At 67.5% G+C, this 16,264-nt stretch carries 11 protein-coding genes; 4 read left to right on the forward strand and 7 right to left on the reverse strand.

From position 1 onward, the window contains the following. The first annotated feature begins 12 nt into the window (after positions 1 to 12). A complete protein-coding gene (locus C1876_RS06400) occupies positions 13 to 1,623 on the forward strand; it encodes an FAD-binding protein (RefSeq protein WP_114545884.1) in 1,611 nt (536 codons plus the stop codon). A 279-nt stretch (positions 1,624 to 1,902) separates the two neighbouring features. Then, a complete protein-coding gene (locus C1876_RS06405; RefSeq protein WP_114545885.1) occupies positions 1,903 to 3,024 on the forward strand; it encodes a putative endonuclease domain-containing protein in 1,122 nt (373 codons plus the stop codon). A 180-nt stretch (positions 3,025 to 3,204) separates the two neighbouring features. Here C1876_RS06405 and secD read toward each other — a convergent pair whose 3' ends face one another. The 3 genes from secD to C1876_RS06420 all read right to left on the reverse strand — a co-directional run bounded on the left by secD (position 3,205) and on the right by C1876_RS06420 (position 8,051). Beyond that, positions 3,205 to 5,919, reverse strand: a complete 2,715-nt coding sequence (secD, locus tag C1876_RS06410; RefSeq protein ID WP_114545886.1) for a protein translocase subunit SecD — start codon at positions 5,917 to 5,919, stop codon at positions 3,205 to 3,207. Between the two features lie 178 nt (positions 5,920 to 6,097). Next, the gene (tgt, locus tag C1876_RS06415) at positions 6,098 to 7,243 is read right to left on the reverse strand and encodes a tRNA guanosine(34) transglycosylase Tgt (RefSeq protein WP_114545887.1); all 1,146 of its coding nucleotides are present in this window, start codon (positions 7,241 to 7,243) and stop codon (positions 6,098 to 6,100) included. Between the two features lies 1 nt (position 7,244). Beyond that, the gene (locus C1876_RS06420; RefSeq protein WP_114545888.1) at positions 7,245 to 8,051 is read right to left on the reverse strand and encodes an HAD family hydrolase; all 807 of its coding nucleotides are present in this window, start codon (positions 8,049 to 8,051) and stop codon (positions 7,245 to 7,247) included. An 80-nt stretch (positions 8,052 to 8,131) separates the two neighbouring features. Between C1876_RS06420 and C1876_RS06425 the strand changes: the two genes are divergently transcribed. Beyond that, positions 8,132 to 8,854, forward strand: coding sequence for an epoxyqueuosine reductase QueH (locus tag C1876_RS06425; RefSeq protein ID WP_114545889.1), 723 nt, complete (start codon positions 8,132 to 8,134; stop codon positions 8,852 to 8,854). 268 nt (positions 8,855 to 9,122) lie between these two features. Here C1876_RS06425 and C1876_RS06430 read toward each other — a convergent pair whose 3' ends face one another. The 4 genes from C1876_RS06430 to C1876_RS06445 are packed head-to-tail and all read right to left on the reverse strand — an operon-like array spanning position 9,123 to position 14,945. Next, positions 9,123 to 10,448 (reverse strand): UDP-glucose--hexose-1-phosphate uridylyltransferase, encoded by a 1,326-nt coding sequence (locus tag C1876_RS06430; protein ID WP_114545890.1) that lies wholly within the window; start codon positions 10,446 to 10,448, stop codon positions 9,123 to 9,125. Next, positions 10,448 to 11,698, reverse strand: a complete 1,251-nt coding sequence (locus C1876_RS06435) for a galactokinase (RefSeq protein ID WP_114545891.1) — start codon at positions 11,696 to 11,698, stop codon at positions 10,448 to 10,450. The genes C1876_RS06430 and C1876_RS06435 overlap by 1 nt, the downstream gene beginning before the upstream one ends. Beyond that, complete coding sequence (locus C1876_RS06440; RefSeq protein ID WP_114545892.1) at positions 11,695 to 13,599, reverse strand: glycoside hydrolase family 2 protein; 1,905 nt, start codon at positions 13,597 to 13,599, stop codon at positions 11,695 to 11,697. Before C1876_RS06440 ends, C1876_RS06435 begins: the two co-directional genes overlap by 4 nt. Positions 13,600 to 13,601: 2 nt before the next feature. Beyond that, complete coding sequence (locus C1876_RS06445) at positions 13,602 to 14,945, reverse strand: MFS transporter (RefSeq protein ID WP_114545893.1); 1,344 nt, start codon at positions 14,943 to 14,945, stop codon at positions 13,602 to 13,604. 160 nt (positions 14,946 to 15,105) lie between these two features. Here C1876_RS06445 and queA point away from each other — a divergent pair, with 160 nt between their 5' ends. Continuing rightward, positions 15,106 to 16,191, forward strand: coding sequence for a tRNA preQ1(34) S-adenosylmethionine ribosyltransferase-isomerase QueA (queA, locus tag C1876_RS06450; protein WP_114545894.1), 1,086 nt, complete (start codon positions 15,106 to 15,108; stop codon positions 16,189 to 16,191). The last annotated feature ends 73 nt before the right edge of the window (positions 16,192 to 16,264 follow it).

The following is a 16,264-nucleotide window of genomic DNA, read 5'->3' on the forward strand; positions in this document are numbered from 1 at the left end:
GAGGAGGGAATCATGAGCACTATTTCACGTCGCGACCTGTTCAAATTCGGAGGCGTTGCCGCCCTCGGAGCCGCCAGCGCATCCATGCTGAGCGCTTGCCAGCCTCAAGGCGCCGCCCAGACGACATCGACACCTGCGGGATCGCAGGGCGGGCTGCCCGCCTTCTTCGCACAGCCCGAGCCCATCACCGACATCGCTGAGACGAAGGACTTCGACGTTGTCATCGTAGGCGCAGGAGCTGCAGGCGTGCCCGCCGCGCTGGCCGCGTTCGAAGCGGGCGCCAAGGTGGCGCTGCTGCAGAAGGAGGCGACGGCCATCTCGCAGGGCAACACGTGCGACTCCATCATCCTCGACGAGACCGATCCCGCCGGCGTCGAGGCCGTCGTCTCGCTTATCACCGAGGACTGCTGCCATCGCTCCGACCGCGAGCAAGTGCGCCTGTGGGCCTACAACTCCGGCGAGGCACTGAAGTGGCTGTGGGACATCGCCGAGAAGGCGGGCGCGCAGGTGGTCGAGTCCACCGCCAAATGGACGAGCGCCATCAAACAGATCGACGGCTACGATATCACGTACTTCGCCTACGACTTCGGCCCGAAGCCCTACAACACCGGCGACGGCATGCGCGACATCGCGGCTTACGCCGAGCAACAGGGCGTCGAGATCTTCTACTCCACGCCGGCAGCGCAGCTCGTGCAAGATGGCGATGGCGCGGTGACGGGCGTCATCGCCGAGGGCGAGGGCGGCTACATCCAGTTCAACGCCGCCAAGGGCGTCATCGTGGCCACAGGCGACTATGAGAACGACGACGAGATGATGGCCTACTACGAGGCTGAGATGGCCAACATCTATCGCAAGGAGCAGAACAAGACCGGCGACGGCCAGAAGATGATGGTGTGGGCCGGAGGCCGCATGGAAGACGTCTGCGGCTCGAAAGTGCTCCACGACTTCGATGCGGGTCCCGGTTCGATGGCCGACATGCCGTTCCTGTGCGTGAAAAACGACGGCACGCGCTTCTGCAACGAAGCGCGCTCGGAGATGGCCACGATGGGCAACTTCCTCAAGAGCGAGGAGGACGCCGGCTGGTACACGCAGGTGTTCGACAGCAACTACATGACCGACTGCGCCGACTGGCCGGGCGCGCTCATCCCGCCCGAGGGCATGAAATCCTACATGCCCGAGGAAGACGGCGAGAAAACGGGCGTGTACGAGAGCCTCATCAACACGTACGCTGCCGACACCGTCGAAGAACTGGGCGAGAAGCTGGGCTTATCCGACGTGAAGGCGTTCGCGCAAACGATCGCCCGTTACAACGAGCTGGTCGAAAAGGGCGTCGATGAAGACATGGGCAAAGCGGCGAAATGGCTCAAGCCCATCGTCGAGCCGCCGTTTTACGGCATCCATCGCCGCATCGGCCTGTCCACCATCATCCATGGCGTGAACGTGAACGCCGACATGCAGGTTCTCGACGCCGACGGCCAGCCCATCGAGGGCCTGTACGCCATCGGCAACTGCGCCGGGAACTTCTTCGGCAGTCCAGACTACCCCATGACCGTGCCCGGCCTCTCCCTCGGACGCTGCCACACCCAAGGCTACGTCGTCGGCCGCGCCGTGGCCGCCAAGTAGCGCCACCTGCATCCACCCTGCGCCGTTGCGGCGCATCCGCCGAAAGCGCGCCTTCCCTCCCCTCCCGGCGCGCTTTCGGTCACGCTCTTGCCCCCCATTGCGCGGCGCAGTGCCTTTCGCATTAACGGAAGCTCTCTCGCCGCGCAATGGGGGGGGGCAGACGCGAGGATCGAACACGGATCCAGCGCAGTTCCAGCGCAAATCAAGCACTCTATTACGCCTGACCAACAGAGCCCTTTCGCGACAGTATCGAAAGGGCAGTCTCGCTACAATGCCCGCATGACCTTGTTCGTCTCGCATACCACCGCAGCAGAATGCTGGCGCTCGGGCCGGTTCGACGCCCTGCTCGGCGGACCCTCCATCCCTGCCCACCGCCGACCGGCGGGATCGATCGAGGTCGAGCGCACGGCCAGCATGTTCGCCTTCGATCGGCTCAACCTTACGTACGGAGAGGCGCTCGCTTTCGGGGCGGCGCATTCTGGCGAAGTCGCGGCAAGCAAGCCAACCGCATCAGCCGTCCGCTCGTTGAGAGGAACGGACCTCGCATTCGCAACCGGCCCCATTCATGTCATCACGCCGGCCAAGATATCGTCCAAGGCTATAGAGAACGCGGTCTGCCATGTCTGCACGACTCCTCTTCCAAGCGGATCGTTCGTGCGCGCGGGCAACGGCATGCTCATTGCGTCTCCCGAGTTGACGTTCGTGCACGCAGCACGTAGCCTCGCATTCCCTATGCTCGTGAAGCTCGGGTTCGAGCTCTGCTCGCTCTACACGGTGCAACCCGACGGCACCGCGCACTACGCGAGAACACTGTCGCCGACCACCGTACGCGCTTTAGAGGCCTTCCTCGATCGAGGCCCCTACCTGCCAGGATCGCGAGCCGCGCGAAAAGCGCTGCGCTTCATCGCCGTAGCGTCGGGCTCGCCCATGGAAACGGCGCTCATCATCGCCTTCTGCCTTCCTCCTCGCCTCGGAGGCTATGGCCTCCCGCTTCCTCACCTGAACTACCGCATCGACGCGTCGCGCACGTCGAGAACCTCGACGGAAAAAAGCTACTATCTGGTTGACCTCTACTGGCCTGAGGCGAACATCGGCCTCGAGTACGATAGCGACCAGGAGCATACCGGATCTGCAAGGATCACAGAGGATGCCCTCAGACGCAACGATCTCCTCTCGCTGGGCATCACAACGATAACCGCAACGCGCCAGCACGTCGTAGACGGACGAAGGCTCGACCACATCGCCAAGCAGCTCGGTCAGGCGCTTGGCGTACGGCTGCGCAGTGAACGCCTGGGGAACTCGAAGGACCACGAAAGGCTTCTTCGATCGCTGATTTCCCAGCGCGATCTGGTGGCCAGTTGGACAAAAATGCGTAGGTTCTCTATTTCGAACTCAGAATGATCGCGGGATGCACTATCATGACCAGGCGTTTTCCGAATTAGCTTCGAAACAGCAGCGCCGACAACCGTTCATCTGCTCCGAAAACTAGAGAAACCGTGCATTTTTGTCCATGACCATTTCCATCATATATATCGAGCGATATGAACGAGCGAGGCCCCGACATCGTCGGGGCCTCGGGGGTTACTTCTTGTCGGGACGCTTCTTGCGCTTGCCCTTCGGGGGCTTCGGCGCCGCCTTCGACGAGCTCGCGCCGTGCGACTGCTCGTGCGTGCCCGCCGCAGGCGCAGACGCCGTCGCGCTCGCCGTCGTCGCACCGGCGGTTGCCGTCGCCGTCGCCTTCACGGCCTTCTTGCCGGACAGGGCCGTCGCCATCGCGTTCGGGTTGCCGAACTCGAAGCGACCCACCTCGGGCCCGAACTTCTTCACGAGCTTCTGGTACCGCGGCTCGCGCGTCTTCCACATCGCGTACAGCGGCGAGGCCACCGCGATGGACGAGTACGAGCCGCACACGAGGCCGATCACCATCGCGAACGCGAAGTCCTTCAGCGTCTCGCCGCCGAACAGCAGCATGGCGAGCACGGGGATGAGCGAGGTGAGCGTCGTGTTGATGGTGCGCACGAGCACCTGGTTGATGGAGTGGTTCGCCATCGTCATGAACGTGCACTTGATGTCGTCGGACGACTGCATGTTGTCGTTGATGCGGTGGAACACGACCACCGTGTCGTACAGCGAGTAGCCCAGGATGGTGAGCAGCGCGGCGATGGTGTTCGGGTTCACCTCGCGGCCGAAGATGGCGTACACGCCCATGACCAGCACGAGGTCGTGCAGCAGCGCCACGATGGCCGTGACGCCCATCTTGTACTCGAAGCGGATGGCGATGTAGATGATGATGAGCACGATGGACACGAGGAACGCGATGAGCGACGACTGGATGACGCTCGCGCCCCAGTCGGGCCCGATGGTGGTCACCTCGAAGCTGTCGGTGTTGAGCCCCAGCTCGTCGGCCACCTGGTTGGCGCGCTGCGTGGCCTCTTCGGCGCTCGTCGTGGTAGTGCGCACGAGGAAGCCCTCGTCGCCGTCGGCGGTGGTGGTCTGCACGACGGCGTCCGGCTCGCCCGCGTCGTTGAACGCGGTGCGCATCTGATCGATGCTCACGTCGCCCGTGTTGTGGAACGCCACCGACGTGCCGCCCACGAACTCGATACCGAAGTTCAGGCCCTTCACGCCCACGATGGCCAGCGACACGCACACGAGCACGGCGGCCACGCCCAAGAACACGCGGCGGTAGCCGAGGAAGTTGATGTCGTGCTTGATGAACTTGCCGCGCGGCTTGCGTGCAGCGGCTGCGGCCTGCTCGCCCGCGGTGCCGCTCGCGTGCTCGGCGGCCTCTTCGGACTCGACCGGGTTGATGGCCTCGCCCGCTTCGGCCGCGGCCACGCTCGTGCCCTCGGCGGCGGCAAGCGCCTGGTAGTCCTTCGAAGCGGCCACGCTGTCCTTGATGCCCCAGCAGCCCGGGTGCTTCGCGATGACCTTCGGCGCCAGCAGGCGGATGAGCGGCGCCTTGAACAGCAGCATCATGGCGATGTCGCACAGGATGCCCAGCGCCAGCGTCAGGCCGAAGCCCTTGACGGAAGCGCTTGCGAGGAAGAACAGCGACAGCGCCGACACGAGCGTCACGAGGTCGGCGTCCACCGACGTCACGATGGCGTGCTTCACGCCCGTCACGGACGCGGCGCGCACGCTGCGGCCCATGCGGATTTCCTCGCGGAAGCGCTCCATGGTGAGGATGGACGAGTCGGCCGCCATGCCGATGGTGAGCACGATGCCGGCTATGCCGGCAAGCGATAGGCTGAACAGGCCGAACGACGACAGCGTGGCCAGGATGCCCAGGTACAGCACCGCGAACACGATCATGGCCGCCGCGGTGATGAGGCCGAGGCCGCGGTAGAAGAACAGCAGGTACAGCATGACCACCGCAAGGCCGATGAGCGCCACGAGCACGCCGGAAGCGAGCGCGTCCTGACCGAGCGTCGGGCCGACGGTCTGGCTCTGCGCGTACTCGAAGCTCACGGGCAGCGAACCGCTTTCGAGCACGGTCTGCAGCGCCTTCGCCTCGTCGAGCGTGTAGCCGCCCGTGATGGACACGTTGCTGGAAATCTCGTCCTGCACGGCCGGAGCCTGCTGCACTTCGCCGTCGAGGATGATGACGATCTTGCCGTGCGTGGGCAGCAGGTCCTTGGAGGCTGCGGAGAATGCGGCAGCGCCGTCGGAATCGAGCGCGAGGTTCACGGCGTAGTCGGCGGATGTCTCCTTCGCCTTGCCGATGGATACGTTCGTGATGTTGGCGCCCGTGATGATGGGCGTGTACGTGCCCTCCTCCACCTTGAGGTGCTGCGTCTCGCCCGTGGGCAGGGTGGCTACGCCCAGGTCGTCGGTAACGGTGCCCTCGCCCGACGCTTCGCCGTTCTCGATCTTCGTCTTCACGTCCTCGTCGGTGAACGAGTCGAGGCGGGCGAATTCGAGCTTGCCGGTTTTGCCGATGGTGTTAAGCGCGTCCTCGGTGTTCGTGAGGCCGGGGATCTGCACGAGGATTTGATCGGTGCCCTGCACCTGCACGACCGCCTCCGAGGCGCCGAGCGCGTTCACGCGGCTCTCGATGATGGCGCGGCTCTTCTCCATGTCGTCGTTGGACACGGCAGCCCCGTCGGCGCCCTTCGCGGTGAGCACCACCGACAGGCCGCCCTGGATGTCGAGGCCCTGGTTGATCTTCTCCTGCGGCGGCAAGAACATGAACACCGACCCGAGGATCAGCAAGGTCGTGATGATGAGCAGCCAGATGTTGCGCCGGTCGGTGGACCGGGCGGGTTTCTTCTTCGGCTTCTGCGTTGCCGCCATGTGACGTTCTCCCTCGTTGAGCTTCTCGTGTGCGCGTCGTTGCGCCGGCCACGGGCCGACCGCGCATTAACTTTCCCATTGTGCCACAACTGAGGACAACGGGGAAGGAATGGGACGCGAAAAGATCAGGGCAATTCCCTACGATTCGGTGACACAGGAGATCAACGACCGGCGCAGCCTAGTAGTCCTTCGCCGCCGGGCTGTTCATCCAAGCCTCGTAGAATTCTTCGTACGCATCGGCCAGCACGGCCTCGCGGGCGCGGCGCATGAGGTCGATCAGGTAGTGCAGGTTGTGGACGGACAAGAGGATGCCGCCCAGCATCTCGTTTTGCTTCACGAGGTGGCGAATGTAGGCGCGGCTGTGGTTTTGGCAGGTCGGGCACGTGCATGCGGGATCGAGCGGGCCGAAATCGCGCGTGAACTTGGCGTTGCGCATGTTCATGCGGCCCGTCGAGCTGAACGCCGTGCCCATGCGGGCCGTGCGCGTGGGCAGCACGCAGTCGAACATGTCCACGCCTTCGCGGACCGCGCGCACGAGCGTGGTGGGATTGCCCACGCCCATGAGGTAGCGCGGCCGGTCCTCGGGCACCGCGCGGGCCACGGGACCCAGCGTCTCGAACATCACCTCGTGATCCTCGCCCACCGAGTAGCCGCCGATGCCGAAGCCGCCGAAGCGACGCCCGCCGTTGCTCACACTTTCGTCCTCGATCTCGCGCAGGCGACGGATGGACTCGAGGCGCAGGTCGAGCTCCATGCCGCCCTGCACGATGCCGAACAGCGTCTGATCGGGGCGCTGATGGGCCGCCAGGCAGCGGCGCGCCCAGTTCGCCGACAGGTCCACCGCGTTCGCCACGAACGACCTCTCGGCCGGGTACGGCGTGCATTGGTCCAGCTGCATGGCGATGTCGGCGCCCAGCTGCTCCTGGATGGCCATGTTGCTCTCGGGCGTCCAACGGATCTTCGAGCCGTCGTAGATGGAGCGGAACGTGAGGCCGTCGGCATCGAGCTTCAACGTGTCGGCCAGGCTGAACACCTGGAAGCCGCCCGAATCGGTGAGCATGGGGCCGGCGTAGTTCATGAAGCGGTGCACGCCGCCGGCCTCGGCCACCACGTCGGCACCGGGGCGCAGCGACAGATGGTACGTGTTCGCCAGCACCACCTGGCTGCCCAGGTCGTTGAGCTGGCCCACGGTAACGCCCTTGACCGTGGCGCTCGTGCCCACGGGCATGAACATGGGCGTGCGGAACGTGCCGTGCGCCGTCTCGTAGGCCAGCGCGCGGGCGTGGCCGCTTTGCGCCTCGTGCGTGCAGTCGAACAGGGCCATGCTACGCCTCCCTTCCGTTCGTCAGCGCGGCGGCGCGCGCGGTTTCGATGACGTCGGGGTCGATGCCGTGCGCCGGATCGGCGCAGGCGGGCAGCGTCTCGACCCAGGCGGCGAATTCCTCCATGGTGCCGTGCTGCACCGCATCGAGGTCGAAGCCGTCGGTCGGGTCGAGCAGATGGTCGGTCACGAGGAAGGCGTCGGCGCCCAGTCCCTGGATGGCCAGGTCTTCCACCGTGTTGTTGCCCACCATGAGCACGTCTTCGCCGGCAAGGCCGCACGCCGCCACGTTCTCGGCGTAGTAGGCCAGCTTCGGCTTCACCGACGTGGAGTTCTCGAACGACGTGATGCGCTCGAAGCGGGACGGATCGACGCCAGCCCACGTCAGGCGCCATTCCACGGCGCGTCGCGGGAACATGGGCATGGTGGCCAGCACGAGCGGGTAGCCCTTCGACGCCAGCGTCTCGATGGCGCGCGCAGCGGCCGGATTGGGCTCGAAGCCCTCGCCGATGGCGCCGAAATCGTGCTCGTAGAACCCGGCGAGCAGCTCCTCCCACCTCGCCGCATCGCGGTCGGCGTGGGTGAAGAACGACTCCCAGAACGCGTCGAAGTTCGTGCGCCCGTCGTCATGCGCGGCCATGGCGCCGATGCCCGCCTTGAGGCCGGCCGAGAACGAGGCGGCGTCAAGCCCGTGGGTCGCCACGAACCGCGCGATGGCCTCGAAGTACGAGCCCAGGAACTCGTCGAGCTCCATGGGCAGCAGCGTGCCGTCCAAGTCGAAGAAGATTGCGCGATACGAGCGAGGTGCCATGGCGTTGATCCTTTGATCGGATGATTGTCCTTGCAAGCATGGTAGTATACGTCACGTTGCGAAGGAGCGTGAAAAACCCGATGAAATTACTGCTTCATGCCTGCTGCGGACCGTGCTCGCTCGAGCCCGTGCGCCTGCTGCGCGCCGCCGGGCACGACCTGACCATCGCCTACCTCAACTCGAACATCGCGCCTGCCGACGAATACGCGCATCGCCTGGCCACGCTGCGCGCGTGGGCCGCCGGCGAGCAGCTGCCCGTGATCGAGGGCCCCTACGACCCCGCCGCCTGGGAGGCGTGCGCGGGGCGCGTGGGCGAAGCCGCGCACGACCCGGAGCGTCACGCGGCGCGGTGTCGCGCCTGCTATCGTCTGCGCTTCGAAGAAGCCGCGCGCTTGGCGGCCGCGCAGGGCTTCGACGCGCTGGGGACCACGCTGTCGGTGAGCCCCTACCAATACACCGACATCATCCGCGAGGAGCTCGAGCGCGCCGCCGCTGCCGCAGGCGTGCGCCCGCTGTTCGAGGATTATCGCCCCTTCTACGACGAGGCCACTCACCGCAGCCGGAGCTTGGGCATGTACCGACAGAACTACTGCGGCTGCCGCTTCTCCGACGCCGAGGCCGCCGCCGAGCGCGCCGAGCGTAAGGCCGAGCGCGCCGCCGCCCGCGAAGCGGAGCGGGCCGCCCACGCCGAAGAGCGCGCCGCCGCCGAAGCCGCGCAAGCCGCCCGCCGCGCCGAGCGGGCCGCCTACGACGCCAAGCAAGCAAAAAAGCGAGCCGTGCTGAAAGCGCTCAGGGAGCAGTAGCCCCCCTATTGCGCCCGATGGGAGTCTTGCGAACCGGACAGCGTCACGTCGGGCGCAATGGGGGGGGCGGGTGCTGCGAGCCTCTCTTCGGCCCCGGACCCCCCATCCTTGCGCCCGACGAGTGACTTGCGACCAGCCCGTCCCCCATCGGGCGCAATAGGGGGAGGGCACCAAGCACAATGGAGAGGGCCGGCACAATAGGGGGCTCGCCGAGCGCAATAGGGGGCCAGCGCAATGGGAGGCTCGCCGGCACCACACCCTCTCCTCCCTACCCCAGCATCGCCACAAACCTGTCCCACCCGTCGCGGCCCGCTTGGGTGGGCTTGAAGACGGCGGTTGCTTCGAGGACGGCGGCGAAGATGCGGGTCGCCTCGTCTTGCAGGACGGGGTGGAGCAGGGGCGCGGACGTCTCGCGTGGCGGCGGGGCCGCGGCGAGCTCTGGGGCGCGGCGGACGAACACGTCGAGCGCCCAGGCGGCATGGGGTGCCGTGAGCGGTTCGGCGCGAAGGCGCTTCTCCAGACGATGGGCGCTGCCACCCGCGTGGGCCGCGTCGACGAGCGCGCGCTGCACGGCGGGCAGCTCGGCCGCGAGGCGCGGCGGCAGGATGGCGAGGCCCATGATCTCGATGAGGCCGATGTTCTCCTTCTTGATATGGTGCAGCTCCTCGTCGGGATGGAAGATACCCCAGGGATGGCGCGCGTCCGTGCGGTTGTTGCGCAGCACGAGGTCCATGATAAACACCCCGTCCACCTTGCGCACGATGGGGTTGAGCGTGTTGTGCGGCACGCCCTCCGTCGCGGACACGATGCCGCACGCCTCGTCGTCGAAGCCGCGCCAGACGTCGAGAAGACGCACCGCCGCTCGCATGAGCGCCCGGCGGTCGCTCGAAGCGATCCGCACCGTCGACGAGGGCCACGCCACGATGCCGCAGCGCACGGCAGGCTCGTCGCCCAGCGCGAACTCCCGTGCGAGCGGCGCTTTCATGAGGGGAAATACGTGACGGCCGCCCTGAAAGTGATCGTGCGACAGGATGGAGCCGCCCACGATGGGCAGATCGGCGTTCGATCCGATGAAGTAGTGAGGGAACGCGTCGGCGAAGTCGAGCAGCCGCTCGAAGCACGCCGCATCGATGCGCATGGGACGGTGCGTTTCGCTCAGCGCGATGCAGTGCTCGACGAAGTACGCGTACGGCGAGAACTGCAGCCCCCATCGCTCGCCGCCGAGTTCGATGGCCGCGATGCGCAGGCCAGGCTTGGCGGGATGCTCGGGCGTGCCGGGGAAGCCCTCGTTCTCCCAACAGAGGTCGCACTGCGGGACGCGCACACCCGTGGGAGCGTCCGCCCGCGCGGGCGCCGCCGCAGCGGCAATCGCGCGCGGGTCCTTCTCCGGCTTCGCCAGGTTGATGGTGCACTCGAGCGTGCCGAAGCGGCTCGCGCCCGTCCAGCGGACGGTGCGGGCGACGTCCTCCGTCTTGAGGTAGCCGCTCGACAGCCCCAGGTCGTACAGGTAGCTCGTCGCCTGTTCGGGATCGTTCGCGTACAGGCGGCTGAAGGCGACGCGCGCCTCGTCGGGCGGCGGCAGGGGCGCGCCCATCAGGCCAACCGTTCCACGAACGCGCCCCGCGCGTCGATGCCCACCGTCATGCAGGCATCGTAGCCCAGCAGGCGGTTCATCGAGGCCATGAACGCCGGCGCCGCGTCGTCGGCCACGATGGCCAGCACGCTGCCGCCGAATCCCCCGCCGTGGATACGGTACGCCCCCGCCCCATCCGCGTCGAGCAGGTGCGCGCACAGCGCGAGAACCACCATGGCAGGCTGCTCCGCGCCCGTGCCGTCGGCGTGCGGCGAGACGTTCTGCAGCACCTGCGCGGAGGATGCGCCCGATTGTCGCACGCCCTCGAGGAACGTCGCGAAGTCGCCGGCCTCGAGCGCCGCCTGCTGCGCCCGCACGCGGCGCGTCTCGTCGAAGTAGTGGAGCGCCCGCAGCGCAGCACGGTCGCCCACCTGGGCGCGCACGGCGGCGAGCTGCCCCAGGAAGGCGTCCGGGGAAACGTCCTCGAGCCGGTCGCGGCCGAAGTGCCGCGCGACGGCGAACATGTCCGCCGGCACCGCTGCGTACTCATCGGCGTAGCGGGAGTGATCGCAGCGGCAGTCGACGAGGCACAGCGCGTACCCGCTCGCCGCCGCATCGAAGGCGACGGGCGTCACGCGCGGCGGCTCGCTCGCAAAATCGAGCGCCACCGCGCCGCCGTGCGCGCTCGCCAGCTGATCCTGCATACCGCAGGGCTTGCCGAAGTAGGTGCGCTCGGCCTCCACGGCGTCGATTGCCAACGTCATCGGATCGAGCGTCGCACCTTCCTTCGCGCCGTCCAGCCCGCGCAGCACGGCGCCGATGAGCACTTCGAACGCGGCCGAGGACGACAGGCCCGACCCCACCGGCACCTCGGAGCACGTCGCCACGTCGCAGCCGCGCACGTCCCCGCCCAAGCGCGCGTACGCCGCCGCCATGCCGCGGACGAGCGCCTGCGACGTGCCGCGCTCGTCCGCGCGCGGCTCCCACTCCCCCACGCGCACGACCGCTTCGCCGAATCCTTCCATAGCCACGCGCAGCTCGTCGGTGCCGTTCGGGACGGCGAGCGCCCAGGCACGCCGATCGATGGCCGCCGAGATGGTGCGCCCGCCCTGATGGTCGGTATGGTTGCCCGCCAGCTCCACGCGCCCGGGCGCCGACGCGAGCACGACCGGCTCCGCACCGTCAGCCGCGCCGCCGCAAGCCCCCGACCCGAGCCGCGCCGCATGCAGCGCCCGCAAGCGCCGCACCGTCTCGTCTTCCGCGCGCCTCATGGCCGGCTCCCCTCTGCGAGCTTCGACACGCGGCGATCGTACGTCACCAGGCCGTTCGTCTCCTCTTCCACGTCCGAGAGCTGCGTGTACACGAACCCCGCAAGCCCCTCCCGCTCAAGCGCGTCGACGCGCGCAAGCGTCTCGCCCACCGCCGCCCGAAACGCCGCAAGATCGGAGAACGACCCGTAGCCGTACGACGTTGCCAGCGAGCTGTGCGCAGGCAGGTGGTAGCTCAAACCCCCGAACTCCGAGATGACGAACGCGCGCGGCGGCCGCGCGACATCGTCGTACACCTCGAGGGGCCGGAAGTAGTTGTGCACGCTGAGGAAGTCGCCGCAGCGCTGATCGTACCACCCGCTCACCGCGTCGATGGCGCGCGTCGGGTCAAGCCCGCGCACGAGTTCCACGGCCGTGCGCGCCTCGAACTGCCCCCACCCTTCGTTGAACAGCACCCACGCGATGATGGACGGATGGTTGCGCAGGTAGCCCACCGTGCCGGCGCACCCATCCGTCCACTCGTCGCGAAACGCCGCGCTCCCGGCCGAAAGATGACCGTAATGCCGCGGCGTGTCGTCGGCGTAGCCGCCCCACGACGAGCGGAAGAACGTGGGCTTGTAGCTGGAATACCAGGCGCTCAGCGGCGACCCGCCGCTCACCATGTCCTGCCACACGAGCATGCCGAGGCGGTCGCAGTGGTAGTACCAGCGATCGCACTCCGCCTTGATGTGCTTGCGCAGCAGGTTGAAACCGAGATTCTTGCACGTCTCGATGTCGAAGACGAGCGCCTCGTCCGACGGCGCCGTCATGAGGCCGTCGGGCCAATACCCCTGATCGAGCACGCCGCGCAGGAAGCACGGCTCGTGGTTGAGAAACAGCCGCGGCACGCCGCGCTCGTCCCGCTCCATCGAAACCGTGCGAAACGCGCAGTAGCTTTCCACCCGATCGCGGCCGTACGTCAGCTCGAGGTCGTACAGATGCGGGTCGTCGGGGCTCCACAGGTGCGGCCGGGGCACATCCACCGTCAGGGCATGCGTCCCGGCGGCGGCGTCAACCGCGGCGCGCCCCACTTCGACGCCCCCGTCGAGCACGCGCACCGCCAGCGGCAACGCCGCCGCATCCGCGCATCCGCCCTCGTCGACGTCGCCCGTCACCTCCACCGTAAGCACGAGCCTCCCGGCATCCGCCTGCGCGTCGATCTCCATCGACGCGATGCACCGCGCGGGCACCCGCTCGAGCCACACCGTCTGCCAGATGCCGCTCTGCGCCGTGTACCAGATGCCGCCGCGCTCGAGCTTCTGCTTCCCGCGCAGCTGCACCCCCTCGTCGCTCGGGTCGAACACGCACAGGGCCAGCTCGTTCTCGCCCGCGCGCAGCGCCTCGGTCACGTCGAACGAGAACGGCAGGTAGCCGCCCACGTGCTCGCCCACGCGCGTGCCGTTCACGTAGCAGGCGCACGCGTAGTCCACCGCTTCGAAATGCAGGATGCAGCGGTCGTCGGCGCACGCGACAACACCCGAGCCGATCCCGGCTTCGGTCGCCGCACCCGCCGAAAACAACCGGCGATACCACAGCAGCTCGCTGGGCCGCACCTGCCGCCCCACCCCCGACAGCGGCGCCTCCGGCGAGAACGGCACGCGGATGCGTCCGTCGAACGCCGACGGCATCGCCGCCGCGCGCCACGCGTTCGCAGCTTCCTCCCTCGACGCACGCGGCACGATGGCGTAGTCCCACCACCCGTCGAGCGGCTGGAATGCCGCGCGCGCGAACTGCGGATGCGGGTGCTCCGCCGCCGGTTCCTCGCCCGCGAGCAGGCGCTCGCCCCACACGGTGAACAACGGTTGCAGCGCGACGTCCTCCGGCTTGCGCGGCGCGCTCGCCAGCACGCGTTTGATATCGAGCACGGCTACCTCCTCGTCCGCTCGGCGCGGCGGACAACCAGCAGCACGGCGAACGTCAGCAGCGCCACCACCGCTCCGCCCAGGAACACGAGCGACGACGGCGTGAACCCGTCGCCCACCACACCGAAGCCCATCATGCCCGACGACGCGCTCAACGACGACCCGATCCACGGCCCAACGAGCATGGGAATGAGCACCACCATGAAAATGCGCACGCCCTGGAACAGGCCCACGTACCCTGCCGGCGTGTTGTTGCGCACCTCCGCGCCGAAGCACGCCACCGCGCCCAGGTACCCGCACAGCATGAGCACCGAGCCCGCGAACACCCCGGCCACGTCGGTGAGCAGCGTGAGCGTGACGCACCCGGCGATGAACAGGACGAGCGGCACGATGACGGAACGCAGGAAGCCGTGCCGGTCGACCCGCTTGCCGTACAGGATGGTGAAGACGGCCGCGATGATGATGCCCGGCGCCATGACGAACACGTAGCTCTCGCCCAGAATGTAGGGCAGGCGCAGGTACAGCACGTAGTACGGCATGAACACCTGCAGCGCCGTCGCGAACACGAGGTACGCCAGCAGCACGAGGTACAGCAGACGGTTCTCGGCCCAGGCGCGCGGCCGGAACCCGTAGAACACGCTGGCCAGGTACCCGCCCGTCTCGGTGCGTTCGGGCGCGGAGTCCTTCATGAGCGCAAGCACCACCACGCCCAGCAGGATCACCGCGCACCCGATGATGATGAAGAACAGCGGATAGTCGTACGTCACCGTGCCGTCGGGACGCACGATCATGAGGAACATCGCGCCGCCGAACACCGCGAGCATGGCCAGAAGCGGCATGGCCGAGTTGACGCCCTCCACCTTCCCGCGGTTCTTGTCGGTGGTGATGTCGGTCACCCACGCATTGAAGCACGAGTCGTTCGCCAGGCTGCCGAAGAACGTCATGACGCAGTCGAACACGATGGTGAGGGTCACGCCGAACGCCATAGCCGCCGCCGTCGAGCTGGCCAGCGCGAACGAGATGGTTTGCAGGTAGGCGAACACGATGATGGACGCGCCCCACAGGATGGTGCCCACGCCGATGAACACCTTGCGCCGCCCCACGCGGTCCGACCACGCGCCCACGAGCAGCGTGGTGGCCGCGGCGGTGAGCGCCGACGCCGACACCATGAGCGCCACGTCCGACAGCGACGCGTTGAACGCGTCTTGGATGAACAGGTTGAAGAAGTTGTTCTCGAGCGCCCAGGCCACCTGTCCGACGAACGACAGCAAGATGATGAGCAGCCACGCCCTCTTCGTGAGCGGCGGGCGCGACTCAGACGAAGCGCGATGAACAGCAGGTTCGGACATGGGCACCGCCGATCTCTCGAGGGAAAACGCTCTTCGTGCCATCCTACTAGATTCCGCCCTGCCGCGCACCCCCTCCATCCCCCCTGGTGCGACCGGGAGCGAATGCCTATAATGGGAGGTTCCGATTCACCCGCGTCGCGCACCCGAGCAAAGGACACCCATGAAGACGAGCGACTTCGACTACGACCTGCCCCCCGAACTCATCGCGCAGGAGCCCGCCGCCGAGCGCGACGGCTGCCGCCTGCTCGTCATGGATCGGGCCACGGGCGCGCTCGAGGACCGCATCTTCCGCGACATCGCCGACTACCTGCGCCCGAACGACCTGCTCATCGCAAACGAGACCCGCGTCATGCCGGCGCGCCTCCTCGGCGCGAAGCGCGGCACGGGCGGAGCCGCCGAGGTGTTCCTGCTGCGCGAGATCCACGACCGCGAGCCGCGCACGAACCAGAGCGCGCTGTGGGAGGTGCTCGTGCGCCCCGGCAAGCGCCTGAAGCCGGGCACCGGCGCCGTCGTGGACTTCACGAACGCCGAAGGCACGGTAGCGCTGTCCGCCGAGATCGTGGACTGGGCAGACGGCGCGCAGAAGGGCGAGCGCCTTGCGCGCCTCACCACGTCGCTGCCCTCGCTCGACGAGGCGCTCCACGCCGTGGGCCACACGCCGCTGCCGCCCTACATCAAGAACTACGCCGGCGACGAGGAGCTGTACCAAACCGTGTACTCACGCCGCGAGAGCTCGGCCGCCGCGCCCACCGCGGGGCTGCACTTCACGCCCACGCTCATCGAGCGCCTGCTCGATGCGGGCGTGCGCTGGGAAACCGTCGAGCTCGAAGTGGGCCTCGACACGTTCCGCATCGTGGACGAGGACGACCCCGAGCAGCACACCATCCACACCGAGTACTACACGGTGCCGCAGCGCACCGTCGACGCCATCGCCGAAACGCGCGAGCGCGGCGGGCGCGTCATCGCCGTGGGCACGACGAGCGTGCGCAGCCTCGAGAGCGCCTGGGACGCCGAGGCGGGCGCCGTCACGCCGCGCGACCGCGAGACGACGTCGCTCTATCTGCTGCCCGGATCGGAATTCCACGTGGTGGACGCCCTTGTCACGAACTTCCACGTGCCCCGCTCCACCCTCATGATGCTGGTGAGCGCCTTTTCCACACGCGAGCATATCATGGCGGCCTACGAGCACGCCGTGCAGGAGCGCTACCGTCTGCTCTCGTTCGGCGACGCCATGTTCATCTGCTAGCGATCCGCCCGCCCGCGCGCACAAGCAAACACCCATCTTCGCTCCGAAAACACGCCTCGTACCGCGAGGCGTG

The sequence above is a fragment of the Eggerthella sinensis genome (assembly GCF_003339815.1).
Classification (GTDB): domain Bacteria; phylum Actinomycetota; class Coriobacteriia; order Coriobacteriales; family Eggerthellaceae; genus Eggerthella; species Eggerthella sinensis.